Here is a 26,347-nt window from a genome sequence, read left to right as displayed (position 1 = left end):
TGACAAATAGTTGATAGAAAAGTGTTTTTATACGAAACCTGTATTAGTTAATTTGTATGGGGCATAGGTGGCTGCTTTTTCATTTTATATTTGAGAAAATATTAAAAAATATTTTAGGATTAATCTTGACAGAGATTTTTGAAGCTGTTTTCATTGATTATTAGTTTCATAAGCGCTATCTTAGTAGACTGAATTATTTATGATAAATTATAAGAGAAATTATACAGGTATGATATAAAAATACTGCGTAGGAGAGTTTTTCTTGCGTTAATTTTTAGAGCTTGTATTTTCTATTTTTATTGTTTGGATGTTGTTTTGTCTAATTTGGTTTATCGTATTCTGACAGCTTTTGTTTTTGGCGTTATTGCGTTGTATCTAACATGGTTGGGAGGAAACTTCTTTTTTTTATTTGTATGGTGTATTGGCGGTTTTGTTCTTTATGAGTGGATGAGTATTACTAAAGAAAAATGGTGTGTTTTACAAAAAATATTAGCAAGTATTTTTTATTTGATCTTTGGCTTTTTTTTAGTGTTGAGTGTATCTGCTTCATTAATTTTTTGTGTTTTAATCGTTTTGGCTACGGTGTTGGCTATCATATCTATAAAGAAGAGTGGTTGGGTTTTTTGTGGTTTTTTATATGCATCTTTTCCTGTTGTTGCTTTATGCTTTCTGCGGGATCATGAAATGTTGGGGTTCCAAGTCGTTATTTTCTTATTTACGATAGTGTGGGGAACAGATATTGGTGGTTATTTTATCGGACGTGCATTAGGGGGGCCTAAATTAGCACCACAATTTTCTCCTAATAAAACATGGTCAGGAGCACTTGGTGGTACATTTGTCGGAGTTTTCGGTGGTATATGGGTTGCTTTTGGATTTTTTGATATAAATTTAGCAAGTTTTTTTGTGCCGCTCCTTACACTTGTTTTATCAATTGTTTCACAATTGAGTGATTTAGGGCAATCATGGCTCAAAAGACGGTTTTCTGTTAAAGATTCTAGCTCTTTATTGCCTGGACATGGTGGTTTTATGGATCGTATAGACGGATTGGTAGGGGCGGCTTTTCTTCTTTATTTAATTGGTTCATTTATGTCTGATATGGATGCGCCTTTTAATCTTTTTAGTATGATCTAATTGGGAGAAGATAGTTTGGAACTTTTAAATCATATCGTCACTATGGGTGATTTTCTTTTAAGAAGTTTGAGTATTCTTTTCATCATTATGATTATCATTTTTGTGCACGAATTTGGGCATTATCTCATTGGTCGGTGGTGTGGTATTAAGGCGTTAGTTTTTTCGCTTGGATTTGGACCAGAGATAGCGAGTTATACAGATAAGCGTGGCACGAAGTGGCGTTTAGCACTTATCCCCTTAGGAGGTTATGTAAAATTTGTTGGGGATGAGGAGAAAATCGATACGGTATCATCCCAATCATCTCTGATTGTTGATGGTTCATTTGCGAGTGCGCATGCTTGGAAAAAAGCAGCAACTGTTTTTGCTGGTCCCCTTTTCAATGCCCTTTTTACTGTTGTTATTCTAACATTTTTTTTCTTTATCTATGGTCGTGTAGCCATTGAGCCCGTTGTTGGTTCTTTGGTAAAAGATAGCCCTGCTCTTCAATCTGGTTTGGAATTAGGTGATCGTTTTGTTGAAATGGATGGACGACGGGTTGAAAGTTTTGAAGATTTGATGAACTATGTGACTTTTCACGGAAGAGAACCCATAGAGTTTAAAATAGAACGCATGGGGCGAGTCTTTACAACAATGATTACCCCGAAAGTCGTTGAGCGAGATGATGGATTTGGTAATCGAACTCGAAGTGCTATGATAGGTGTAGGCGTTCCTGTTGATTTAAATAATCCTGCACGTTTAGATCCAACTTATATAAAACATATTCGCTATGGTTTTGTAACAGCTATAAGAGAAGCGTCAGACCGTACTGTGTTTATCGCCACTCAAACCGTTCTTTTTATGAGTCGTTTAATAGGAGGAAAAGAGGATCATTGTCGACTAAGTGGACCTTCTAAAACCGTTAAAATTGCTTGGAAAGTGAGCGAGACAGGTTTTATCTCTTTGTTGAATTTGGCAGCTTTTCTTTCAATAAGTGTTGGGCTTATTAATCTTTTTCCGATTCTACCGCTTGATGGTGGGCATCTTTTATTGCATGTCATTGAAGTCATTACTGGGAGGCAAATATCTGCTAAAATTCAGGGAATCATTTTTCGTTTAGGTTTTTCCATTCTTCTCCTTTTTATGATCTTTGTCTTTTTTAATGATTATTTTTGTTGGTTTAGCTAATTAAATTATGGAAAACGCTTTATAAATTGAGTAATAATAGCAAAAATAAATTGAAGGTTGTTTACCATGTCTACAAAATGTTGTGGCGTTGTACATTATAATGAGTAATTAAGGAATAAAAAGTCTCGCTGTAAAAAGGTTGTTATGGCAGTTAGCTTTTTAAGGCATCATGTCCAAGGAACAAGAGTAAGGTAAAAAAGCCAATGACTACGAATTCAAAGTTTTTAAATGCAGCATCTGTATTGGTGTTAAAGATGGGGTTGCTTGCCCCAGCAACGGTTTTTATGTCACTTGCTGCGGTCGGAGAAATACAAGCGTCTGTAGTCCGATCTATTGAAGTTCGTGGGAATAAGTTTGTAAGTTCTCAGGCGATTCGAGACAATATGGGGATTAAGGTTGGGCAAGGTGTTTCCAGTGGTGATGTTGATAGTGCTGTGAAGAACCTTTTCGAATTGGGTTTATTTTATGATGTTAAAATAAATCCGGTGGGTGATAAATTGGTTGTATTCGTGAAAGAATACGAGGTTGTCAATCAAATATTGTTTCAAGGAAATAAATCTTTTAAAGACCCAGATCTTAAGCGGTTTATTTCTTTAAAACCGAATGAGCCTTTTAATTCTGCTAAGCTTTCTGCTGATATAAATACAATTCGTGAAGCTTATAAAACTCTTGGTCGTAATAATATCACTGTTAATGTTCAAACGATTAACCTCGGAAAAGGGCGGGTTAATGTGGTATTTAATGTTGTTGAAGGGAAAAAAACAAAGATTGGTGATATCACTTTTAAGGGAAATAATGTCTTTGGAAGTCGCCGTTTGCGTGATGTGATTTCAACAAAAACTTCAGGAATTTTTTCGAAGTTGTTGGGAGGTGATGTTTATAGTGAAGAGCGCCTCGCTGTTGATGAAGAAGCTTTACGTCGCTTTTATTATAACCGTGGTTATGCAGATTTTCGTGTAGTCTCTTCTAAAGCAACTTTTGATGCGGCAAGCAATACGTATAAAATTTCTTTCGTTCTTGATGAGGGTGCGCTCTATAAAATTAGCGATATTCAGGTTGAAAGTGATGTTGATGGAATTGATGTTCAATCTGTAAAAAGGGTGCTTAAAACCCAGCCAGGTAATGTTTATAGTGCAGAGGATATTGAACAGTCTGTTGCAACTATTAATAACAAAGTTGCTGATTCGGGATATGCTTTTGCTAAAGTTGAACCGCGGGGAAATCGTAATTTAGCAAATCATACAATTTCAATTTTATATAATATTGAACAAGGTACACGTGCTTATATTCAACGTATTGATATACGTGGCAATGAGAAAACGCGTGATTACGTCATTCGCCGTGAGATTGATTTAAACGAAGGAGATGCTTACAATCAAACTTTATTACAGCGGGCAAAACGTCGTCTAGAAAGTTTAGGTTTCTTCAAAGCCGTTAATATTTCAATGGTTCCTACAGATCAATCTGACCAAGTTGTTTTGGTAATAGATGTCGTTGAAGCTTCAACAGGAGATCTCTCTCTTTCTGGAGGGTATACAACAGGGGGAACAAGTCCTGGTATGTCACTTGAAGTTTCTGTTACTGAACGTAATCTTGGGGGACGTGGTCAATATGTTCGTTTAGGATTAGGTGCGGGGCAAGAAAAATCTCGTAATTATAATTTATCATTTGTTGATCCTTATTTCTTAGGGTATCGTTTATCTGCTGGCGTTGATGTTTTTCGTAGTACTTATCGTGCTGATAAAGCCTATGATGTACGGCAGACAGGTGGATCGCTGCGGTTTTCGTTACCTATTAATAATCAATTATCTGCTAATGTAGCTTATTCTTATGTGCAGGAAGAATATGATTTTGGCGGAGAGTATGATTTTGACAAAGAGAGTGACATAATAGAATTATATGGGAAATATTCTGGTGCGATTGTTCAAGCTGCAAAACACAGCCCTTGGAAACGTTCATCAATTAGTTATGGTTTCACCTATAATACGATTGATGATATGAGATCTCCTCATGATGGATGGTACGTGCATCTTCTTCAGGAATATGCAGGGCTTGGTGGGAGTGCAAAGTTCTTAAAGACCACGGGTAAGGCGATGATGTACAAGACTCTTTCTGATCAGAAGGATATCGTTGGTTTGCTTTCCTTTGGGGGTGGTTATATCCACGGAATGGGCCGAGATGGTGTTCGTATTTTCGATATGTTTAAAGTAAATTCTGATATGATTCGAGGGTTCAAATATAATGGAATAGGTCCACGTCAGGTTTCCAGTAAGGGTGAGGTTTATTTCTTGGGGGGAACGACATATATGAATGCGACTGCTGAAGTCCAGTTTCCTATCCCTGTTGTGCCTGAAGGGTTCGGGTTGCGCGGTGCTTTATTTGCGGATATTGCTACGCTTTATGGTAATAATTATAAAGCCGTTTTTAAGGGTGAACCGTCTGTTACCAATACCAAAAGTGCTTGGCGTTCATCTGCAGGTGTGAGTTTGATGTGGGATTCTCCGTTTGGTCCTTTGCGTTTTGATTATGCTTGGCCAATAACGAAGCAGGAAGGTGATCGTTTGCAACAATTGAATTTTGGTATTTCTACGAAGTTCTGATTTGAGCGATTTTAAGAAGGAAAAACTTGAAGAGAATAGCTTAAGCTGGGAGAGAAAGTGTTTTGATGGCGGATACATTTTTTTTTACGCCGTCCCGACGATTGACAGTTGCAAATGCTGCTGAGTTGACGGGTGCAAAGCTTCTTAATCCAGAGTTTTCTCATAAAGTTATCAATACTCTTTCTTCACTTGAGAGTGCTGTGGAAGGTTCTCTTGTTTTTGTAGAGCATCGGAAGTTTTCTGATGCTTTACTGGACAGTTCTGCTGTTGCTGTTTTTTGTACGAATGAGATTGTTTTTAAAGTTCCCGAAACTATGGCAATTTTGGTGACATCCACACCACAGCGTGACTTTGCTCAGATTGGTCGTATTTTGTTTCCGGATTCTGTCAAGCCAATGCCTTGGTTGGGGCAGAAGGGGATTTCATCGCATGCGCATATTCATCCAACGGCTAAGTTGGCAGATGATGTGTGTATTGAAGCGGGAGCTGTTATTGGTAAAAATGTTGAGATTGGTGCAGGAACTCTTATTTCATCCACAGCTGTTATCGGTGAAAATTGCCGTATTGGGCGAGACTGCTATATTGCTCCTAAGGTCACAGTTCAGTGTTCTATAATAGGTGATAAGGTTCAGCTTTATCCTGGCGTTTGCATTGGGCAAGATGGTTTTGGTTATGTTGGAGGCGGGGCTGGAATCGAGAAAATTCCACAGCTTGGTCGTGTTATTATTGAGGATGGTGTAGAAGTTGGTGCGAACACGACAATTGATCGTGGGACATTTCAAGATACTGTTATTGGTGAAGGAAGCAAGATTGATAATCTTGTACAAATTGCCCACAATGTCAAAATTGGACGCTATTGTCTTATTGCCGCTCAATGTGGCATTGCGGGAAGTACATCTATAGGGGATATGTCTCAGCTTGGCGGAAGTGTGGGAGTAGCGGATCACATCATAATAGGTAAATCTGTTCAGATTGCTGCTCGTAGTGGTGTTATGAATGACATTCCGGATGGCGAAAAATGGGGAGGTAGTCCAGCGCGACCATTTAAACAATGGTTTCGTGAAGTAGCGGCGTTGCGCAGTATGGGAAAAGTTAAAAAGGAGAAACGCTGATATGATCAGCAGTGAAAAAACTAAAAACTTAGAGGCTGTCGATATTGAAAAGCTATTATCAATATTACCGCACCGTTATCCATTTTTATTGATTGATCGTATCGTTGATATTGATGGTGAACAAGAAGCGGTTGGTATTAAAAATATAACGATTAATGAGCCACATTTTACGGGACATTTTCCCGCAAAGCCTGTTATGCCTGGAGTTTTGATTTTAGAAGCTATGGCACAAACGGCAGGAGCAATAGCACTTTTAAATTTAGGCAATAAGCAAACAAATTTAGTTTACCTTATGACGGTTGATAATGCGAAATTTCGTAAGCCGGTTATACCTGGTGATCAGCTAAAGATCCATGTTCAGCTTTTGAAAAAAAGATCTGGTATGAGACGTTTTTCATGTGTTGCAAAAGTAGAAGATGTTCGCGTCGCTGAAGCAGAAATTGCTGCGATGATTGTCGAAGAAGCATAAACGATATTTGATGGGAATTAAAAAATGTCCGGTACGAAAATCCATCCAACTGCTCTTGTGGAGAAGGGAGCGCAGCTTGGTGAGAATGTACGCGTTGGACCATTTTGCCATATTAGTTCAGAGGCTGTTATTGGTGATGAATGTAGTTTGACAAGTCATGTTGTAATAATGGGAAAGACAACGTTAGGAGCCAAGAGTAAAGTATTTTCTCATGCTGTTTTGGGGGCAGATCCGCAAAATAATAAACATAAAGGAGGGGCTACAACTCTTTTTATTGGTAAGAATTGTACGATTCGTGAAGGTGTAACAATGCATAGGGGTTCCGATTCGAGTGTAGGAATGACAGTTGTTGGTGATAATTGCCAATTTTTTTGTTATGCGCATATCGCTCACGATTGTTATGTAGGCAATCATGTAACATTTGCCAATAACGCAATGATTGCTGGTCATGTTACTGTTGGTGATTATGTGATTATTGGTGGTGGTGCTGCTGTTCATCAATTTGTTCGTGTTGGACATCATGCATTTATCGGCGGCGTATCTGCGCTGGTTGGTGATCTGATACCTTATGGAACAGCTGTTGGTGTGCAGGCAAAACTTGCCGGCCTCAATATTATTGGCATGAAGCGTGCAGGACTTGAGCGTCAAGATATTCATGCACTCCGTCATGCGGTTGCGATGCTTTTTGATCATAGCAAACCATTTAAAGAGCGTGTCAGTGATGTTGCTTCTTTCTATTCTTCTTCTCAGTCTGTTTCTGAAGTTGTTAATTTTATTAAAGAAGAAGGAAAGCGTTTTTATTGTACACCAAAATTTGAAGGCGATAGAATAAAAGAATATAAGGATTAAAAATGCCTATTCGGGGAGCCAGAAGTTTTCTTTCCGGCCGTACTGCTATTATAGCAGGAAATGGTGTTCTACCGATTACTGTTGCGCAGACTCTTGAGAAGAATGGAGAAAATCCTTTTCTTGTGCTTTTGCATGGTGAGGCAGATTCTGTTCTTTATCGCTATGAGCATTGCGAGCTATCAATTGTAGAGTTAGCACGACTCGTTAAAATTTTAAAAGAGGCTAGTGTATATAATGTTGTTTTGGCAGGTGGTGTGAAAAAGCGTCCACTTCTTAAACAATTGCGACTGGACTGGACAACATTTTTAGCTCTTCCTAAGTTAATTGGAGCTTTGAAGAGGGGAGATGATGCGTTATTAAAAGCTTTTATACGGATTATTGAAGCGCACGGTTTTTGTGTTGTTGGTGCTCACGAAATAGTACCAGATCTTTTAGCTCCCATAGAATTTAATTTAACAGTACGGCGTGCTACTTCAAAAGAGAAAAAAGATATTTTTTTAGCAGCAAAAGCAGCAAAGCTTTTAGGGCAATTGGATATTGGGCAAGCCGTTGTTGTTGTCCAAGGAAGGGTAGTTGCTCTGGAGGGCGCTGAGGGAACTGATAATATGTTGTGGCGTGTTTGTGAAATGCGAGAAAGAGGGCAAATTCCCTCTAAAGGTGGCGTTCTTGTAAAATGTGCAAAACCACAACAGGATAATCGCGTTGATTTGCCATCAATTGGGCCCGCGACAATAATGAATATTGCAAAGAGTGGTTTATCTGGTGTTGCGGTGGAGGCAAATAGAAGTCTAATATTATCGGTGAAAACAACAATAGAAAAAGCCAACAAATATTCTCTATTTATAGAGACATTTGAAAAGTTTGGTCATGAATAATTGTTTCTTAAAGATTGCAGTGGTTTCAGGTGAAGAATCTGGTGATTTACTTGGGGCCGATTTAATTTCTTGTTTATCACAACAGATAGGATGCAATATTCATTTGATTGGTGTTGGGGGGAGGCATTTAAAGGCATTAGGTTTAAAAAGCTTTTTTGATTCCCATGATATTGCTTTAATAGGTTTAAAGGAAGTATTGAAAAAACTACCATTATTATTGCTACATATTCGCAATTTATCCAAATTTATTGCACAAGAACAACCTGATTGTTTAATTATTATTGATAGTCCTGATTTCACGCATCGTGTTGCAAAAAAAGTACGTGCTTTAGCACCTTCTATTCCTATCATTAAATATATTGCACCAACCGTTTGGGCATGGAGACCAGAGCGTGCAAAAGCTATGTGTGGATTTGTTGATCATATTTTAGCGGTTTTTCCTTTTGAAGAAAAGATTATGCAAGATTTGGGAGGTCCTGCCACGACCTATGTTGGACATCGTCTTTTGACATATCCTCCCCTTTTGAGCGTTCAGTCAGAAAAAAAACACCAATTAGAACAAAGAAATTTGATTGATACACAAACATTATCACCTACATTGGTTATTTTGCCAGGATCACGCAATTCAGAAATTCATTCTTTAATGCCTATTTTTCGAGAAACAGTAGAGATTCTTGTACAACGTATTCCTCATTTACGTATTATTTTACCAACCCTACCTCATTTGGTAGATAGAATCCGTGACTTTGTGCAATGCTGGAAAAGCAAGATAGAAATTGTCGTTGGTGAAGATGAAAAATGGCGTGCTTTTGCACAAGCAGATGTTGCTCTTGCTGCACATGGAACTGTTTCACTTGAATTAGCCTTAGCAAAAATTCCTATGGTTCTTTGCTATAAACTTGATCGCTTTTCTAAATTATTTATTTTTCCTAAAATGATGTTATGGAGTGCTGCTCTTCCAAACATTATTGCTGATAAGCCTATTGTTTCGGAATATTTGAATGAATTAATCCGTCCTGGCATGTTAGCAAGACAAGTAGAACAACTTTTGGCTAATCCTTTATTGCGACAGGCTCAACTTGATTCCTTTGAGATGGTAGAACAGAAAATGAAAACTGAAGTACCATCGGGGGTTGTTGGTGCACAAACAATTATTACTCTTTTAAAAAATAGGAATAAAATTGTATAAATAAAGCAATATGTTAATGATTAATATTTAATTTTAGCAAGAAAATCACAAGCACGTTGGCTTTTAGGATTGGTAAAAAATTGTTCAGATTCTGTATCTTCAACAATTTTTCCATTTTCTAGAAAGAGTATTCTTTCTGAGACTTTACGTGCGAAGCCCATTTCATGGGTAACACAAAGCATTGTAATTCCTGTATCTGCCAATCGAGCCATCACGTCCAAAACTTCTCCCACACTTTCTGGATCAAGAGCAGAGGTTGGTTCATCAAAAAGCATGACTTCAGGTTCCATACAAAGTGCACGGGCAATCGCAACACGTTGTTGTTGCCCACCAGAAAGTTGTAAAGGATATTTTTCACAGTGTTTTTCAATACCAACATGCGTTAAGTAACGAATTGCCCGTTCTTGTGCTTGTTGTTTGGACAGCCCTTGAACTGTCATAGGTGCTAAAATACAATTTTGTATAACGCTCATGTGGGGAAATAAATTAAAATTCTGAAAGACCATTCCTATCTTACGAAGAACATTTTTTTGCTGTTGTACAGGAGCAGTATGGATATCAACGTTATGGATACAGATTGAACCTTTTTGTGCTTGTTCTAATTGATTAATACAACGAATTAATGTTGATTTTCCTGATCCGGAAGGTCCACAAATAACGATATGTTCACCAGTTTGAACATTAAGGTTGATATCATGTAGGACCTGAAAGTTTCCATACCATTTATTGAGGTTTCGAATAGAGATCACTGGTTTTTTACTGGGAGAGATCGATTTATTATTTTTCAAATTCATCTTATTTTATTCTTTCATTGATGAAGAACTTGATTAATTCAACATTTTTGTTTGGTAAAGTTTTTTATGATCATTTTATTTAGCGTAAATATCGAGTGAGGCGCTGTTCGATAAAAATAATAAAACGATGAATGAGTTCAACGATAAAGAGATAGATAAGAGCAGCCCAAACGTAAACTTGAAAATCGAATGTCCGTGAATAAGTGAGTTTAGCAATCCCCATTAAATCATAAACAGTAATAAGTGAGGCAACAGCACTAGATTTAATCATTAAAATCAACTCATTTCCTAGGGGGCGTAATGCTACAATCATTGCTTGTGGAAGAATAACTCTGAAAAATGTGACAGAATTACTTAAACCTAAAGCTTTTGATGCTTCACGTTGTCCAGTTGTTACGGATAGAAAACTTCCTTTAAAGATCTCAGATTGATAGGCCGCAGAATTGAGTGTAAAAATAAAAAGACAACAATACCACGCGTTTTGAAAAAACCACCATAGCCCCACCTGTTGCCAAAAACTGTTCATTGAACCAAGCCCATAATAAAAAAGGAAGAGTTGGGCTAACAAAGGAGAGCCGCGAAAAAAATAAACATAAGCATTTGCAAAATATTGTAAAAACGTATTCTTTGATAAACGCGCAAAAGCGATAAGCATACCAAGGAAAAAACCAAGAGAACAAGAAATAGAAACAAGCTCAACAGTAACAATAAAGCCATCAATAAATTTTGCTCCATAACGGCTTAAAAGATCAGGATTAAAAAGGAAATAAAGCCACTCAGGAATCATTGACCTAGCACCTTTTGATAGCCTATTTGAGTGTATGTTTCCAAATGGCGTAAGATTGCAGTAAAAACCGCTGAAAATAACAAATAGAGTAAGCATGCTACAAAATAAAATAGCATGGGTTGATTGGTAGCAGCGACAGCTAAATTCGTTTGTCGCATGAGGTCAACAAGCGCGATTGTAGAAACAAGGGATGTATCTTTCAGTAAAGTAAGCCAATTATTAGAAAGTCCTGGTAAGGCATTTCGGATGAGCTGAGGAAAGACAATACGAAAAAATGTGGTTGTTCGTGAAAGGCCTAAAGCTTTAGCCGCTTCATATTGACCTTTATCAAAAATATTAAATGCTCCAAGCCAAACTTCACAAGAAAAAGCTGCAAGAACCATACTAAGAGCAAGAACACCAGCAACAAAAGCATTGATACTGAACATGATTTCAAAATTAAAATAGTCAAATAAATTTTGAATAAGGCTTTGTAATCCGTAGTAAACTAAAAACAGAGTTAAAAGCTCTGGTAATCCACGAAACACCGTTGAAAAGAGACGTGCTAGAGCTTTAGCTATCTTAATATTGGATCGAATCATTACTGCATTGAGAAGTCCTAGAGGAAATCCTAGAAGGCCACAACATAACGCCAATGACAATGTCATTCCTGCACTGGAAAGTATAACCGCTCCCCATCCCCCATTGCTAAATGATAGCAATGCTAAATTTTCAATCATTCTTGTGTTCCTCATGAAAGAGTTAGATAATATTTTTTAGCAATAACCAACGGGTTTCATTTAAATATCATATTGATATTTAATAAACATCACTTGTAAAATATTTTCTCATAATTTTCTCATAAGTTCCATCCAAACGAATTTCTTTTAGCGCCTCATTGAGCTTATTTTTAAGATCATTATTATTTTGACGGACTGCAATTGCAACAGGAAATCTTGTTTCTTCTAGAGTTCCTAGGAGGAAACAGCAATCTTTTCCTTCATTTTTAAGCCAATTTAATGCTTGTAATTTATCAACAATAATCACATCAAGTCGATGATTTAAAAGATCACGATTCACTTCGATTGTGGAAGGATAGAGTTTTATTTTCACCTCTTCAGAGGCATAATGATCTTCTGCATAGAAAGCTTGTGTTGTATTGGATTGCACACCAAGATTTTTACCTCTAAAATCTTTTGTCGAGATTTCTTTAATTCCCGAAGCTTTGGTAACAATAACAGCCAGTGCTGTATCGTAGTAAGGATCTGTGAAGTCAATTTTTTGTAAGCGATCTTGTGTGAGAGAGAGGGAAGCAATGATAGCATCATATTTTTTTGCAATAAGTCCAGGGATCATTCCCTCGAAGTCTTGTGTGACAATAGTACATTCAATATTCATTTTTTTACAAAGTGCGTAAGATATATCAATATCAAATCCTTGCAGTTTGTTATTTGAGTCAATATAACTGAAGGGAGGATAGGTGCCTTCACTCGCAATTTTTAATGTTTTCGCATCAGCCAATTGGGTGAATAGTGCAGCGCTTATTATAAGAGCTCCAGCTAATAGTTTCATGATGTTCTCCTATTGGATAAGCGGGCAATATGAAATCATTATGTTTTTATAATCTGTAAGCTTTTTGGGAGCAATTCAAAAATTTATTGATGTTTATTTTAGATCATTATGTTGGACATTATTGATAAAAAAAGAATAAATATCTTATTGCTTGTATGATAGCTTAATTTTCACGAAATATTTGATTTGAATCATTTCATGAGTCAAAATTGCGGATTTTTCTTGAAAATAAGGCTATTAAATTTGAACATAAAGAAAAAATTAGATTTTGATACGATAAAAATACAACCTTATTGTTGTCATTAGATTCTACAAAATGTTTAGCTCTCAAGGAGCAATTAAAAGTTATTTTGATAAATGTAAATTTTCTTATAAAAAAGCCGAATTTCTAATTATATCTGCATGTCCAATAAAGATTTAAAAAATACTCCTTAAATATACAGATTGAGTTTTAATTCATAGTGCTATCTAATTGATATCGAAAGTAAAATATTTTCTCATAATTTTCTCATAGGTTCCATCGGCGCGGATTTCTTCTATTGCTTTATTAAAACTGTTTTTAAGATCATTATTATTTTGACGGAGTGCAATTGCAATAGGAAAATTTGTTTCTTCTAGAGTTCCCAAGAGGAGACAGCAGTCTTTTCCTTCATTTTCAAGCCAATTTAATGCTTTTAATTTATCAAAGATGATGATATCAAGCCGATGGCTTAAAAGATCACGATTAACTTCTGTTGCTGTAGGATAAAGTTTGATATTAACTCCTTCAGAGGCATAATGATCTTCTGCGTATGCAGCTTGTGTTGTATTTGATTGTACACCAAGGTTTTTACCTCTAAAGGCTTGTGTTGAGATTTCTTTAATTTCCGAATTTTTGGTAACGATAACAGCGAGTGCTGTGTTGTAGTAAGGATCTGTAAAATCAATTTTTTGTAAGCGCTCTTTTGTAGGAGAAAGGGAAGAAACAATAGCATCGTATTTTTTGGCAAGAAGACCGGGAATCATCCCCTCGAAGTCTTGTGTGACAATAGTACATTCAACATTCATTTTTTTACAAAGAGCATAAGATATATCAATATCAAACCCTTGAAGTTCATTATTTGAGTCAATATAACTAAATGGCGGATAAGAAGCATCGCTTGCAATTTTCAGCGTTTGAGAATTGGCCGATAGGGTAAATAGTGTCGCGCTTATTATAAGAGCTCCTGCTAATAATTTCATTATGTTCTCCTATTGGATAAGCTGGTAAATATGAAACCATCATGAATTTTTATAATCTGTAAGCTCTTTTGGAGCAATGTAAAAAATTTATCTGTGTTCATTTTGATATCATTATGCTGAATATCATTGTCAAAAAAATAATTTCTTTTTATTAAGTATGGGAATAAAAAATACAGGAAAGAAGGTCACCTCTTATTGATTGTATGATGATTTTTAATGATTTTACTTAAAAATCAATAATTTGTCTTTAAAAGAAAACCTATTAACTTAAATACAAAGAAAATTTTAGCTCTTAACATGACAAAATGTAAAGTATTTTTATTCGAATCTATTTGAAGAGGGATAAGAAGTTTTGGCATCTTAGAGACGCACTTAATGTAAGCTTTTTGCAATTTTATCTGGAGAAGATAAAAAGAAAAATTCTGGCTTTGCTAGATTTTAATATGTAATAAGGCTTTTAAACATGAGGGAATGATAGGGAATACATTTCCATTAAAGATAATGAGAATTATAAGGTAAAATTCTCAATTTCTTTACAGAGCTAAAACTTAGAATTTTTTAGTAAATTTTTATAGAGTTTTAGAATCACATTTTATAAAAATTCTTAAAGGATGTTTTTTGATTATTCTCAATAAAGCTTCAGTAAATGAAGCTTTATTGATTTCTTTTTTTAATTTGCACGTTCATCTATAGGAACATAGTTACGCATGGCATAGCCTGTGTAGAGTTGTCGAGGACGACCAATTTTTTGTTCAGGGTCTTCAATCATTTCTTTCCATTGCGCCACCCACCCGACACTGCGTGCCAATGCAAAAAGGACAGTAAACATTTCAGTTGGAAAACCTAGAGCTTTTAATGTAATGCCGGAATAGAAATCAACATTGGGATAAAGCTTTTTTTCGATAAAATATTCATCATTTAAAGCGATTTTTTCAAGTTCTATTGCAATATCAAGAAGCGGGTCATCTTGAATGTTGAGTTCTTTTAAAACTTCATGGCAAGTTTTTTGCATAATTTTTGCACGTGGATCATAATTTTTATAGACACGGTGCCCAAAGCCCATGAGGCGGAAAGGATCATTTTTATCTTTTGCACGTGCAATAAATTCAGGAATTCTTTTAATAGAACCTATTTCTTGGAGCATTTTTAGACATGCTTCATTGGCCCCACCATGTGCTGGTCCCCAAAGGCATGCAACACCTGCTGCAATACAGGCAAACGGATTAGCACCCGAGGATCCAGCAAGACGCACTGTAGATGTAGAAGCATTTTGTTCATGATCTGCATGAAGGATAAAGATTTGATCCATCGCCCGGGCAAGCACTGGGTTTATTTTATATTCTTCACAAGGAACAGCAAAGCACATATGGAGGAAATTTGCAGCATAACTAAGATCATTGCGTGGATAAACAAAGGCTTGTCCGATACTGTATTTATAGGCCATAGCAGCAAGCGTTGGAACTTTTGAGATAAGACGTACAGAAGCAATCATTCTCTGGTGAGGATCTGTAATATCAATAGAGTCGTGATAGAACGCAGACATAGCGCCAAGGCAGGCAACCATAACAGCCATAGGATGAGAGTCACGACGGAAGCCGTGAAAAAAACGTGAAAACTGTTCGTGGACCATGGTATGCTGCATAATACATCGATCAAAGTCATTTTTTTCTTGCTGTGTTGGGAGTTCACCATAAAGGAGAAGATAACAACTTTCGAGAAAATCTCCTTTTTCAGCCAATTGGTCGATAGGATAACCACGATAAAGCAATATACCTTTATCACCATCAATATAAGTAATTTTTGATTCACAAGAAGCTGTTGAAGTAAACCCCGGATCATAAGTAAAAATACCAGTTTTTTTGTAGAGAGAAGCAATTTCGATGACTTCGGGTCCACTTGTGCCTTTACGCAGGGGAAGTTCTACTTTTTTATCATTCACAATAATATGTGCGCTATTCTCAGACATTCGGTATTCCTTTCAGATCCTTCGCTTCTAAAAATTAAGACTCTGCTTCATCAGAGTAGGAGATATACAATAACTGAAGCTTTTCTTACTTATATTAAGGGTAGATTGCCTCTAAAAGTGAGTACATGCAATCTAAAAATATTTCCTTATTGATCATTATTACTCAATAGGAAATGTATTTCAATGATGTAACATAAAAAACTCTTTTAGATCGTGTTGAGATATCTGTATAGAGGCTCATTTGAGGAGATATATTCAGTACCCATTATGAGCATATTGTTGTGATAAGTTGGTCCTTGATGCGATAAAGGGATTCATCGCGTCCTAATAAAACAAGAATATCCAAAACACCTGGCGATGTTGCACATCCTGTAAGAGCTGCGCGAAGTGGTTGGGCGATAGATCCAAATTTGAGATTCTGTGTTTGTACATAAGAGCGAAGAATTTCATCTAGAACGTTCGTATCCCAAGAAGAGCAATCTTTCAGGGCAAGATAAAGATCGTTTAAAATGGTTCGTCCATTTTTATCTAAGAGCATTTTTGCTTTTTCATCAAGCTGTAAGGGGCGTTGCGTAAAAATGAAGGCGGCATTGTCAATTAGTTCACACAGTGTTTTTGAACGTTCTTTTAAATGTGGAATTGCTTTTAAAAATTGAACACGGCGTTTTTCATCAAGTCTTTCAATGATTTGTGTCCCCCTATCGGTTTCTGGTAGGATATCGAGAGCGTTATCAAAAAGTTCTTGATCATTGCTCATGCGCATATAGTGTCCGTTGATGGAATCGAGCTTTTTGAGATCAAAACGAGCAGCACCTTTGTTAATATCCTCAATATCAAACCAAGAAATCATATCTTCGAGTGACATAAGTTCATCATCACCATGACTCCAACCTAAACGGACAAGGTAATTGCGCAGAGCACCAGGCAGATATCCCATAGTTCGGTAGGCATCCACACCCAGCGCACCATGTCGCTTTGATAATTTTGCGCCGTTTTCACCATGGATAAGAGGGATATGTGCCATAACAGGAATGTCCCATCCCATTGCTTTAAAGATAATCGTTTGTCGGGCGGCGTTGGTAAGATGATCGTCACCACGTATGATATGTGTGATCCCCATATCATGATCATCAACGACAACGGCATGCATATAGGTAGGTGAACCATCAGAACGCAAAATAATGAAGTCATCGAGATCTTTATTAGGAAAACGGACATCACCTTGAACACGATCATGTACAATCGTTTCTCCATCTTGAGGGGCTTTGATGCGAATAACAGGCTTAGCACCTTTAGGAGCTTCAGAACGATCACGGTCGCGCCAACGTCCATCATAACGTGGTGGGCGCCCTTCTGCACGGGCTTTTTCACGCATTTCAGCTAACTCCTCAGGTGAAGCATAACAATAATATGCTTTACCATTCTTGACCAACTGTTCAGCGATTTGGCGGTGACGTTCTGCACGTTCGAATTGCGAAATAGGGGGGCCATCATAACTAAGACCCATCCAGTGCAAGCCATCTATAATGGCTTTTACAGCTGCTTCTGTTGAGCGCTCTCGGTCTGTATCTTCAATTCGTAGAAGCATTTTCCCACCGGTATGTTTTGCATAAAGCCAATTAAAAAGAGCAGTACGAGCGCCACCAATATGAAGGAAACCAGTGGGTGAAGGGGCAAAACGAGTAATAACAGACACGAATATTTTCCTTTAAACTAAGATATTACTTATGGAATTTTATAGAAAAGTCATGTTAGCATAAGTGATGGGGCGTGCAATAGCCGTATTGCGAGTTAAAGTGGGGGACTGATGTTTTATAAAAGTAAAGAGGGTTTATCCGAAAAATCTGTTACAGAAGAAAAAAAGCCATGTCAGATAGGGCAGAGTGTTTTTTCTAGATATGATGATGCAAAGAATGGTGGCTATAACCAACAAAAACTTTTTTTATGGACACTCTTAAAAGAAGTAATCATTTTTTTTCGCAAATGGTTAGAAGATTGTATCAATAAAGAAGTTTCTTTTGGTATCCTTTTTTCGCTGATTTTAGTCTTTTTTGCCCTAGGAATCATTTTCTATTTTCATTTAGAGTGGGAACCAAGTTGGGGACAGTTGGGGGCGTTGGTCAGTATTTTTCTCGCAATATTCTATGGTGCACGTTTTTATCGAAAAATATGGATTCCCGTGGGGTTTCTGTTTTGTATTATATTGGGTGCTTTAGCGGCAAAAATAGAAACGTGGCGTATTGCAACACCCATGCTAAGCAGTGACATTGTCACTACATTGACGGGAAGAATTGTTTCTATTGAGTCAGGTGCCAAAGGAGGATTTCGTTTAGTTTTGGATATTTTGAGTACAGAAAAGCCCGTATTACGCCATAGTCTTCTTCGTGTTCGTTTATCGGCAAGATATTTGCCATCTGGCTTAGCGATTGGTGATGGACTGCATGGAAAAGTGAGGATGCGTGCATTCTCTGGGCCGGTGCGTCCAGGAGGCTACGATTTTAGTTTTCATAATTATTTTAAAAGAATTGGAGCACAAGGCGTTTATTTAGGAAAACCAAGAAAAATATCCGTTTCGCAGCCTGATGGAATATTCGCTATCATTCTACAGAAAATTGAAAATTTACGCACGAAGATGACACAAAGAATCCGTATAGCCCTTGAAGGAGAAAAGGGGAGCGTTGCAGCTGCTCTCATAACAGGGCAGCGTGCTGGTATTTCAAATGAGACAAATGAAGCATTACGTACAGCTGGATTAGCCCATATTTTATCAATATCAGGTTTACATATGGCGTTGTTAAGCGGTATAGTTCTTTTGAGTATCCGTAGTTTTTTAGCATTTTTTCCAGTTTTTTCTTCCTATTATTCCAGTAAAAAATTTGCTGCTATCGTTGCGTTTATGATAACAGCTTTTTATTTATTATTGTCAGGCTTAGCAATATCAGCGCAAAGAAGTTTTGTGATGATTGCTGTTATGTTGGTTGCTATATTGTGTAATCGCTCTGCTATAACAATGCGTAATTTTTCCATTGCAGGGTTGATAACTCTGGCGATGACACCCCATGAAATATTAGGTCCTAGCTTTCAAATGTCCTTTTCTGCGACTGCTGCTTTGATTGCTTTTTTTGATTGGTGGAGTGGAAGATCATTTTTTCGTAAAAGAAAAACAACACCCTCTTATGTTGGAGGAGGAGTGATAAATTTTGTTTTCTCATCGATGCTTTCAACATGTGCTTCTTCCTTTGTTGCAGGGAGTGCAAGTGGAATTTATGCTGCTTATCATTTTTCTAATATGGCATCTTTGAGCATTATTAGTAATGCTTTTGCTTTGCCTGTCATCTCAATTTTTGTCATTCCCTTTGGATTAATCGCAGTTCTTGCAATGTTAGGAGGATTCGAATGGCTTCCTCTTCAAATTATGGGTTTTGGAGTTGATCTTGTAATAAAGATTGCACATGCTATCAAGGCTATTTCTCCTGATTTGAATCCTGGTTTTATGCCGTTATCAGCGTTAGTTTTATTGAGTATAGGCTTGGTTGGACTGACTTTTTGCAAAACACCCATCCGGCTCTTTTTTAGTTTGTTTATTTTGGCAGGTATTTCTATTTGTATAATGCATTCACCTGTACAACTGATTATAGCAGATAATATGCGTCTCGTGGGCGTTATCCATGATAAAAAATTATATATTGATCGTTACCATATTTCTAAGTTCACGACATCCATATGGGAAAAGTCATTTCGTGTGAATGAAACGATTAAACCAACAAAATATGGTCCTTCGTTGCACGGACAATTTATTTGTGATTATCATGTATGTACATCTTTATTGGATAATGGATTAAAAGTGATCGTTTTACAGAGAGAAACAGATCAATGTGTAGAGGCAGATATTCTCATTCAGACATTTGTAATGCATAATCCAACTTGTTACAAGAAGGCAAAAATAATATTTATACCTCAGCAATTGTTATCACGAGGAAGCGTTATGATGACCAAAAGTGGGGATATTATTTGGTCTTCACTAGGGTTTCATAGACCATGGAATATACACAGACAGTATTCACAAAAAAACATATAATTTATCACATTTTTCTTCATATCTGGATAATGACAAAATATCTGGATAATGACAAAACAAAAAATAATAGAAGACTTTTCTGGTCATATTTTGCGTTTTTTCAATTGGTAAGTTTATCAACGTCATCTTGAATGAGAAAAATGCTAACAAATTTTCTTAAAGAAATAAAAAAGATAATTGTTGATTATTCTATTTTATTCTTATCATATATTTCTATAACGAGTAACATCTCTTCAAGCAAAAGATGACGGTAAATTTAAATAGATTACGTCAAGAGGTTATCTTTTATTATCATTATTATCGGTGGTAATAGGGGGATAAATGTTGCTTACGGAAAAAGGCAAAATCATTCATGAATGTTCAGCAGTTAAAAAAAATGGCAGCTATTAAAGCGCTTGAGTTTGTTGAAGATGGTATGCGGCTTGGTATCGGATCTGGTTCGACAGTCAATGAATTTATTCGTCTTCTAGGTGAGCGTGTTGCGGATGGTTTGCGGGTGACTGGTGTTGCTACTTCAAAATATTCTGAACAACTCTGTCGTAAGTTTGGAGTGCCTGTTAGCACTTTAGAACAAATACCTGAGCTTGATCTTGATATTGACGGAGCAGATGAAATTGGTCCTGAGATGATGCTCATTAAAGGGGGAGGGGGAGCATTGTTGTATGAAAAAATTGTGGCATCGGCATCTCGTGCAATGCTTGTCATTGCGGATGAAACAAAGGTGGTAAAAAGACTTGGTGCTTTTGCACTACCAATTGAAGTTAATCCATTTGGTATCCACACAACATGCAAAGCCATTGAAAAAGTCGCTGATGATTTAGGGCTTTCTGGGAAAATTTCATTGCGAATGAATGGAAAAGATCCTTTTGAAACAGATGGTGGTCATTTTATTCTTGATGCATTTTGGGGCTGCATTTTGCAACCAAAACCATTATCGGATGCACTTCTTGCCATTCCTGGTGTTGTTGAGCATGGCCTTTTTTTGGGGTTGGCTTCACGTGCAATTGTCGCTATGGCTGATGGTCAAATAAAAATTTTAGAACCGTTTGATTTTTAGAAAAGGCATTTACATGATGATATGTTAGCACAGTAAAAAGGGTCTTAAAGATTTTAGGTAGAATAACAAATTAAAATTATAATTAGCTATCGGGGTAATCATTAAATGAGAATAATATTTTCTTTTCAGCGTTTTGTCGTATATTTTGGTGCAATCGCTATTTTTTTTGTGAATGTTGGAATGGTTTATGCACAAGGTGTGAGTGATCAACATTTGGCTTCAGCGCGAAAGGCAATCAGAGCTATTCATGCAACGGATCAATTTGATAGTTTTTTACCAAATGCGGTCCATGATTTCAAAAATGAACTGATCAGCGATGATCCGAATTTGGCAACAGCTATTTCTGATATTGTTGATAAGCAGGCGCTTGCTTTAATTAAAAGGCGCTCTGATCTAGAAAAAGAGATTGCTCATGTGTACGCAAAATATTTTACTCAAAAAGAGCTTGATGCGATAACAACATTTTATAATTCTGATACCGGTAAAAAGTTTTTGACAGAAGTCCCTAATATTGCACGTGATTCTTATTCAGCATTTGATATATGGCGTACTGCTCTTATGCGGGATCTTGTAGAAAATGTGAAAAAAGAGATGTCTGAAACACTTAATTTGAATAATTCTACTATGCCTACAAATATGCCTATAAAATCAGAATCTTCAAAAAATAAAAAATAGCTTGATCGATATCATGACAACAATGGGCAATTTCTGATTTTTTTAATAGCGGCGGTTTTCCCGCCGTTTTTAATATTTTAATGAGATTAGGTCTTTTTAGAATACTGTTTTATAAAAAAGGCTTCTTCAAAAGAAAAAAAGACTTTCATTTGATAATAAAAGACCTTAGCCTACTCTTGCAGCTATATAAGAAGGAATAATTCGTGGGCTCTTTTGATTTTGATTTATTTGTTATTGGAAGTGGTTCTGGTGGAGTGCGTGCAGCACGGCTTGCTGGAGGTCTTGGCAAGCGGGTCGCTATAGCAGAGGAATATCGTATAGGGGGCACTTGTGTTATTCGTGGTTGCGTTCCCAAAAAACTTTATGTTTATGCATCACAATATGTAAAAGAATTTAAGAAAAGTGTTGGTTTTGGGTGGGAATATGCGGATCCAATTTTTAGCTGGGACAAGTTGGTTGCAGCTAAAAATAAAGAAATATCAAGGTTAGAAGGGCTGTATCGTAAGGGATTAGAAAATAACAATGTGCATATTTATGAAAGTCGTGCTACTTTTATAGATGATCACACATTAGAGCTTTCTGCCACGGGTGAGCGGGTAAGTGCAGAAAAAATTTTGATCGCAACAGGAGCAAAATTTGCACAAAATACTCCCATAGAAGGTGGTGGATTTTGCCTTACTTCTAATGAGATTTTTGACCTTGATCAACTCCCAAAATCAATAGTCATTGTTGGTGGAGGGTATATTGGTGTTGAATTTGCTAATATTTTTCATGAATTAGGTGTAAAAACAACACTCCTCCATCGAAGTGATTTAATCCTTCGTAATTTTGATCATGATTTGCGGCAATTGCTCAGCGATGCGATGATTGAAAAAGGGATTTCTATTCTCTACGGGATAACAATTTCTAAAGTGCAGGCTGCAGAAAATTGTTATGAAGTTGTTTTATCCAATGGGAAAATAATCAGTGCCGATCAGATAATGTTGGCTACGGGGCGTGTACCAAATACAACGGGTTTAAGACTTGATAGGGCAGGTGTTCAAGTGGATGAATTTGGTGCAGTTGTTGTTGATGAGAAAATGACAACAAATATCCCTCATATTTGGGCTGTTGGTGATGTAACAGGTCATATTCAATTAACACCTGTTGCGATTCATGATGCAATGTGTTTTGTTAAGACAGCATTTGAGAATATTCCCACAACACCTGATTATGATTTAATTACAACAGCAGTTTTTTCACAGCCAGAGATTGGAACAGTTGGTCTTTCAGAAGAAGAGGCGGTAAAGCGTTATAAGCGTCTTGAAATTTATCGTACAGTTTTTCGTCCTATGCGTAATGTTCTTTCTGGTAGTTCAGAGAAAATGCTTATGAAACTCATTGTTGATGGTGAAAGCCGTATTGTTGTGGGCGCTCATATTTTAGGGGAAAATGCTGGTGAGATGGCTCAGCTTATAGGGATATCTCTCAAGGGTAAGCTGACGAAGGATATCTTTGATGAGACGATGGCAGTGCATCCAACGATGGCAGAAGAATTGGTAACAATGTATAAACCAAGTTATATATATGAAAATGGGAAGAAAATAGAAAGTTAAACAGCATATATTATGGTAAAAAGTTTTTGATATGCCAAGCTGTAAGTTTAGTCTTTAGAGAGAGTGTAATGATAAAAGAATGGGCGCCTGACTCTTGGAGAAAAAGGCCAATTAAACAAGTTCCGACTTATCCGGATAAGTCTATGTTAGAAAATGTTGAACGAAAACTGAGAAGCTATCCTCCTTTAGTTTTTGCCGGTGAAGCTCGTGATTTAAAAAATGAATTAGCAGCTGTTGCAAAAGGACAAGCTTTTTTATTGCAAGGTGGTGATTGTGCCGAAAGCTTTGCAGAACATGAAGCTGATAATATCCGAGATTTTTTTCGTGTGTTTTTGCAAATGGCGATTGTTTTAACCTTTGGTAGTTCTAAACCCGTTGTTAAAATTGGTCGTATTGCTGGTCAATTTGCAAAGCCACGCTCTTCTGATATCGAAAGCAAAGAAGGGATTGAGCTTCCTGTTTATCGGGGGGATATTATTAATGGCATTGAATTTGGCGCCGATTCTCGTATTCCGGATCCACAACGGATGTCCATGGCTTATCGCCAATCTGCGGCAACGCTTAATCTATTGCGTGCTTTTTCACAAGGTGGCTATGCTAATTTAGAAAATGTTCACACATGGATGTTGAGTTTTGTTTCTAACAGTCCGCAGGGGGAACGTTATGAATTATTGGCAGAGCGTATTTCTGAAGCAATTGATTTTATGCGTTCTATAGGGATTACATCCAAAACGCATTCTTCATTACGTGAAACATCTTTTTATACTAGTCATGAAGCGCTTTTACTTGGTTATGAAGAGGCTTTGACGCGGATTGATTCAACTTCAGGAAATTGGTATGCAACATCTGGCCATATGTTATGGATTGGTGACCGTACACGACAGATTGATCATGCTCACGTTGAATATTGCCGTGGCATTGAAAACCCTATAGGATTAAAGTGTGGCCCTTCTATTGAACCTGATGAGCTTTTAAGATTAATTGATATTCTAAATCCTGAAAATGAGCTGGGGCGGCTTACACTTATTACGCGCTTTGGTTATGATAAGGTTGAAAGTTATCTGCCTAAACTCATCCGTGCCGTTGAACGCGAGAAGCGTGCGGTTATATGGTCATGTGATCCAATGCATGGCAATACAATTACTGCCAATGGTTATAAGACGCGTCCCTTTGATTATGTTTTAAAAGAAGTCGAGAATTTTTTTGCCGTGCATCATGGAGAGGGAACTTATCCAGGAGGCATACATATTGAGATGACAGGTCGTGATGTTACTGAATGTACAGGAGGGGCGCATGCCATTTCTGTGGACGATTTGTCTGATCGTTATCATACGCAATGTGATCCACGGTTAAATGCAGATCAAGCGTTAGAATTGGCTTTTCTTGTTGCTGAACTCCTTAAAAAAAATCGTGCCACTGACTCGTTAGAAATTGCTGCTGAGGGGTAGGCAAAAAATGGCCTAATATTTTTCAGGGCATTATGGCAGAAGAGAATTTTTTAAAAGTGATATTTCCGATGATGAAAAATAAAGTTGTGGTTGCCAAACTGATGAAGTGATAAAAAGGCTTATGAAAAATGATTTTCGGGTAGCAATTGCCCAATTAAATCCTATTGTTGGTGATATTGAGGGGAATTTTTCTCTAGCTGTTATGGCACATCAAAAGGCTAAAGAAGAGGGGGCTGATCTTGTTTTATTCTCGGAGCTTTTTATAAGCGCTTATCCGCCGGAAGATCTTGTTCTAAAACCTGCTTTTACAAAAACATGTGAAGAGGCCATTGAGAAATTAGCAAAAGTAACCGTAGGCGGACCAGGTATTGTCATCGGTCTTCCATTAAGACGCAATGGCAAAATTTATAATGGTGTCATGCTTCTTGATGAAGGGAGAGTCATTGCCGAAAGCTTAAAGTTTGATTTACCTAATTATGCCGAATTTGATGAAAAGCGTCTATTTTCTTCCGGTCCACGTCCTGAGCTTATTATTTATCATGGAATCAAATTGGGAATAGTCATTTGTGAAGATCTTTGGAATGATTTCTCTCTTAGTACAGAGCTTAAAGATAAAGGGGCTGAGATTATTCTTGTCCTTAACGGATCTCCTTATTATCGTAATAAAACATTAAAACGTATAGACGTTGTTCATACGCAGGCTCTACAATCTGGAGTGCCAATTATCTACGCTAATCAAGTAGGTGGTCAAGATGAGCTCGTTTTTGATGGTGGGTCTTTTGCCTTGAATGGACAAGGAAAAAAGATATTTCAAATGAAACACTTTGATAGCCATATTGCTTTAAGCCATTGGCAAAAAACAACGACGGGATGGCACTGTATTTCAGGTCCTAATGAAAGTCTTCTCAATGGATTAGCGGCTGATTATCAAGCTTGTGTTTTGGGATTAAAAGATTACGTTAATAAAAACGGCTTTAAGGATGTTATTCTTGGTCTTTCAGGAGGAATTGATTCAGCCCTGTGTACGGCAATGGCGGTGGATGCTCTTGGTGCTGAGAGGGTTCGCACCATTATGATGCCCTATCATTATACTTCGCAAGAGTCATTAAAAGATGCCAAAGAATGTGCTGATCTTTTGGGATGTCGTTATGAAATCATACCGATTGCACAACCTGTTGAAGCTTTTTTAAAGACAATGGCCCCTGTTTTTTCAGGGTTACCCTCTGACGTCACAGAAGAAAATCTTCAAAGTCGTATACGCGGTACACTTTTAATGGCGCTTTCAAATAAATTCGGCTCAATGGTGGTAACGACAGGCAATAAGTCAGAAATGGCTGTGGGATATGCAACACTGTATGGGGATATGAATGGCGGGTTTAATCCTCTTAAAGATATTTATAAAATGCAGGTTTATGCATTAGCGGAGTGGCGCAATAAAAATCACTTGCACAATTTGAGAGGACCAGAAGGAATGATCATTCCATCCAATATTATAGAAAAAGCACCCTCTGCAGAGCTGCGGGAAAATCAAAAAGATGAAGATTCTCTTCCTCCTTATCCTATTTTAGATGATATATTACAATCTCTTGTAGAAAATGACATGAGTATTTGTGATATTGTTAAACGTGGACATTCACGAGAAACTGTTGCGAAAGTTGAACAGCTTCTTTATGGTGCCGAATATAAAAGGCGTCAATCTGCGCCTGGTGTAAAAATCAGTTACAAGAATTTCGGACGCGATCGTCGCTATCCTATAGTCAATCATTTTCGCGATAAAAATTGAGTA

The 26,347-nt window shown here is 37.1% G+C and carries 21 protein-coding genes; 14 read left to right on the top strand and 7 right to left on the bottom strand.

From position 1 onward, the window contains the following. The first annotated feature begins 315 nt into the window (after positions 1-315). The 8 genes from ACFIJL_RS06585 (at position 316) to lpxB (ending at position 9,389) form a co-directional block, all read left to right on the top strand. The gene (locus ACFIJL_RS06585) at positions 316-1,131 is read left to right on the top strand and encodes a phosphatidate cytidylyltransferase (RefSeq protein WP_375623656.1); all 816 of its coding nucleotides are present in this window, start codon (positions 316-318) and stop codon (positions 1,129-1,131) included. A 15-nt stretch (positions 1,132-1,146) separates the two neighbouring features. Beyond that, positions 1,147-2,295 (top strand): RIP metalloprotease, encoded by a 1,149-nt coding sequence (locus ACFIJL_RS06580; RefSeq protein WP_375623654.1) that lies wholly within the window; start codon positions 1,147-1,149, stop codon positions 2,293-2,295. Between the two features lie 203 nt (positions 2,296-2,498). Further along, complete coding sequence (gene bamA / locus ACFIJL_RS06575; RefSeq protein ID WP_375623652.1) at positions 2,499-4,895, top strand: outer membrane protein assembly factor BamA; 2,397 nt, start codon at positions 2,499-2,501, stop codon at positions 4,893-4,895. A gap of 65 nt (positions 4,896-4,960) precedes the next feature. Continuing rightward, a complete protein-coding gene (gene lpxD / locus ACFIJL_RS06570) occupies positions 4,961-6,007 on the top strand; it encodes a UDP-3-O-(3-hydroxymyristoyl)glucosamine N-acyltransferase (RefSeq protein ID WP_375623650.1) in 1,047 nt (348 codons plus the stop codon). A gap of 1 nt (position 6,008) precedes the next feature. After that, positions 6,009-6,476 carry a 3-hydroxyacyl-ACP dehydratase FabZ gene (fabZ, locus tag ACFIJL_RS06565; RefSeq protein WP_375623648.1) on the top strand — a complete coding sequence of 156 codons (468 nt, stop codon included), beginning with the start codon at positions 6,009-6,011 and terminating at the stop codon, positions 6,474-6,476. Between the two features lie 24 nt (positions 6,477-6,500). Continuing rightward, positions 6,501-7,325, top strand: coding sequence for an acyl-ACP--UDP-N-acetylglucosamine O-acyltransferase (gene lpxA / locus ACFIJL_RS06560; RefSeq protein ID WP_375623646.1), 825 nt, complete (start codon positions 6,501-6,503; stop codon positions 7,323-7,325). 2 nt (positions 7,326-7,327) lie between these two features. Further along, positions 7,328-8,200, top strand: coding sequence for an LpxI family protein (locus tag ACFIJL_RS06555; RefSeq protein WP_375623644.1), 873 nt, complete (start codon positions 7,328-7,330; stop codon positions 8,198-8,200). After that, the gene (lpxB, locus tag ACFIJL_RS06550; RefSeq protein ID WP_375623642.1) at positions 8,193-9,389 is read left to right on the top strand and encodes a lipid-A-disaccharide synthase; all 1,197 of its coding nucleotides are present in this window, start codon (positions 8,193-8,195) and stop codon (positions 9,387-9,389) included. Before ACFIJL_RS06555 ends, lpxB begins: the two co-directional genes overlap by 8 nt. Positions 9,390-9,409: 20 nt before the next feature. Here lpxB and ACFIJL_RS06545 read toward each other — a convergent pair whose 3' ends face one another. The 7 genes from ACFIJL_RS06545 to gltX all read right to left on the bottom strand — a co-directional run bounded on the left by ACFIJL_RS06545 (position 9,410) and on the right by gltX (position 17,404). Continuing rightward, the gene (locus ACFIJL_RS06545; protein WP_375623640.1) at positions 9,410-10,183 is read right to left on the bottom strand and encodes an amino acid ABC transporter ATP-binding protein; all 774 of its coding nucleotides are present in this window, start codon (positions 10,181-10,183) and stop codon (positions 9,410-9,412) included. 79 nt (positions 10,184-10,262) lie between these two features. Beyond that, on the bottom strand, positions 10,263-10,970 hold the full coding sequence (locus tag ACFIJL_RS06540; protein WP_375623638.1) for an ABC transporter permease: 708 nt from the start codon (positions 10,968-10,970) through the stop codon (positions 10,263-10,265). Then, complete coding sequence (locus ACFIJL_RS06535) at positions 10,967-11,689, bottom strand: ABC transporter permease (RefSeq protein WP_375623636.1); 723 nt, start codon at positions 11,687-11,689, stop codon at positions 10,967-10,969. Before ACFIJL_RS06535 ends, ACFIJL_RS06540 begins: the two co-directional genes overlap by 4 nt. Positions 11,690-11,768: 79 nt before the next feature. Beyond that, positions 11,769-12,521 (bottom strand): transporter substrate-binding domain-containing protein, encoded by a 753-nt coding sequence (locus tag ACFIJL_RS06530; RefSeq protein WP_375623634.1) that lies wholly within the window; start codon positions 12,519-12,521, stop codon positions 11,769-11,771. A 468-nt stretch (positions 12,522-12,989) separates the two neighbouring features. After that, the gene (locus ACFIJL_RS06525; protein WP_375623632.1) at positions 12,990-13,742 is read right to left on the bottom strand and encodes a transporter substrate-binding domain-containing protein; all 753 of its coding nucleotides are present in this window, start codon (positions 13,740-13,742) and stop codon (positions 12,990-12,992) included. A 670-nt stretch (positions 13,743-14,412) separates the two neighbouring features. Beyond that, positions 14,413-15,708 carry a citrate synthase gene (gltA, locus tag ACFIJL_RS06520; protein ID WP_375623630.1) on the bottom strand — a complete coding sequence of 432 codons (1,296 nt, stop codon included), beginning with the start codon at positions 15,706-15,708 and terminating at the stop codon, positions 14,413-14,415. 265 nt (positions 15,709-15,973) lie between these two features. Then, complete coding sequence (gene gltX / locus ACFIJL_RS06515) at positions 15,974-17,404, bottom strand: glutamate--tRNA ligase (protein ID WP_375623628.1); 1,431 nt, start codon at positions 17,402-17,404, stop codon at positions 15,974-15,976. 111 nt (positions 17,405-17,515) lie between these two features. Here gltX and ACFIJL_RS06510 point away from each other — a divergent pair, with 111 nt between their 5' ends. The 6 genes from ACFIJL_RS06510 to ACFIJL_RS06485 all read left to right on the top strand — a co-directional run bounded on the left by ACFIJL_RS06510 (position 17,516) and on the right by ACFIJL_RS06485 (position 26,344). Further along, on the top strand, positions 17,516-19,786 hold the full coding sequence (locus ACFIJL_RS06510; protein WP_375623626.1) for a ComEC/Rec2 family competence protein: 2,271 nt from the start codon (positions 17,516-17,518) through the stop codon (positions 19,784-19,786). Between the two features lie 352 nt (positions 19,787-20,138). Then, positions 20,139-20,843 carry a ribose-5-phosphate isomerase RpiA gene (gene rpiA, locus ACFIJL_RS06505; RefSeq protein WP_375623624.1) on the top strand — a complete coding sequence of 235 codons (705 nt, stop codon included), beginning with the start codon at positions 20,139-20,141 and terminating at the stop codon, positions 20,841-20,843. A 105-nt stretch (positions 20,844-20,948) separates the two neighbouring features. Next, positions 20,949-21,518 carry a DUF2059 domain-containing protein gene (locus tag ACFIJL_RS06500; protein ID WP_375623622.1) on the top strand — a complete coding sequence of 190 codons (570 nt, stop codon included), beginning with the start codon at positions 20,949-20,951 and terminating at the stop codon, positions 21,516-21,518. 203 nt (positions 21,519-21,721) lie between these two features. Then, on the top strand, positions 21,722-23,113 hold the full coding sequence (gene gor, locus ACFIJL_RS06495; RefSeq protein WP_375623620.1) for a glutathione-disulfide reductase: 1,392 nt from the start codon (positions 21,722-21,724) through the stop codon (positions 23,111-23,113). Between the two features lie 68 nt (positions 23,114-23,181). Continuing rightward, positions 23,182-24,561, top strand: a complete 1,380-nt coding sequence (locus tag ACFIJL_RS06490; protein ID WP_375623618.1) for a class II 3-deoxy-7-phosphoheptulonate synthase — start codon at positions 23,182-23,184, stop codon at positions 24,559-24,561. 121 nt (positions 24,562-24,682) lie between these two features. Further along, positions 24,683-26,344: an NAD+ synthase gene (locus ACFIJL_RS06485; RefSeq protein WP_375623616.1), complete on the top strand. Its 1,662-nt coding sequence runs from the start codon at positions 24,683-24,685 to the stop codon at positions 26,342-26,344. Positions 26,345-26,347: the final 3 nt, after the last annotated feature.

It is taken from the genome of Bartonella sp. TT119HLJHH, assembly GCF_042193385.1.
In the GTDB taxonomy this organism is placed as follows: domain Bacteria; phylum Pseudomonadota; class Alphaproteobacteria; order Rhizobiales; family Rhizobiaceae; genus Bartonella.
This window is presented reverse-complemented; position numbering and strand designations above follow the sequence as displayed.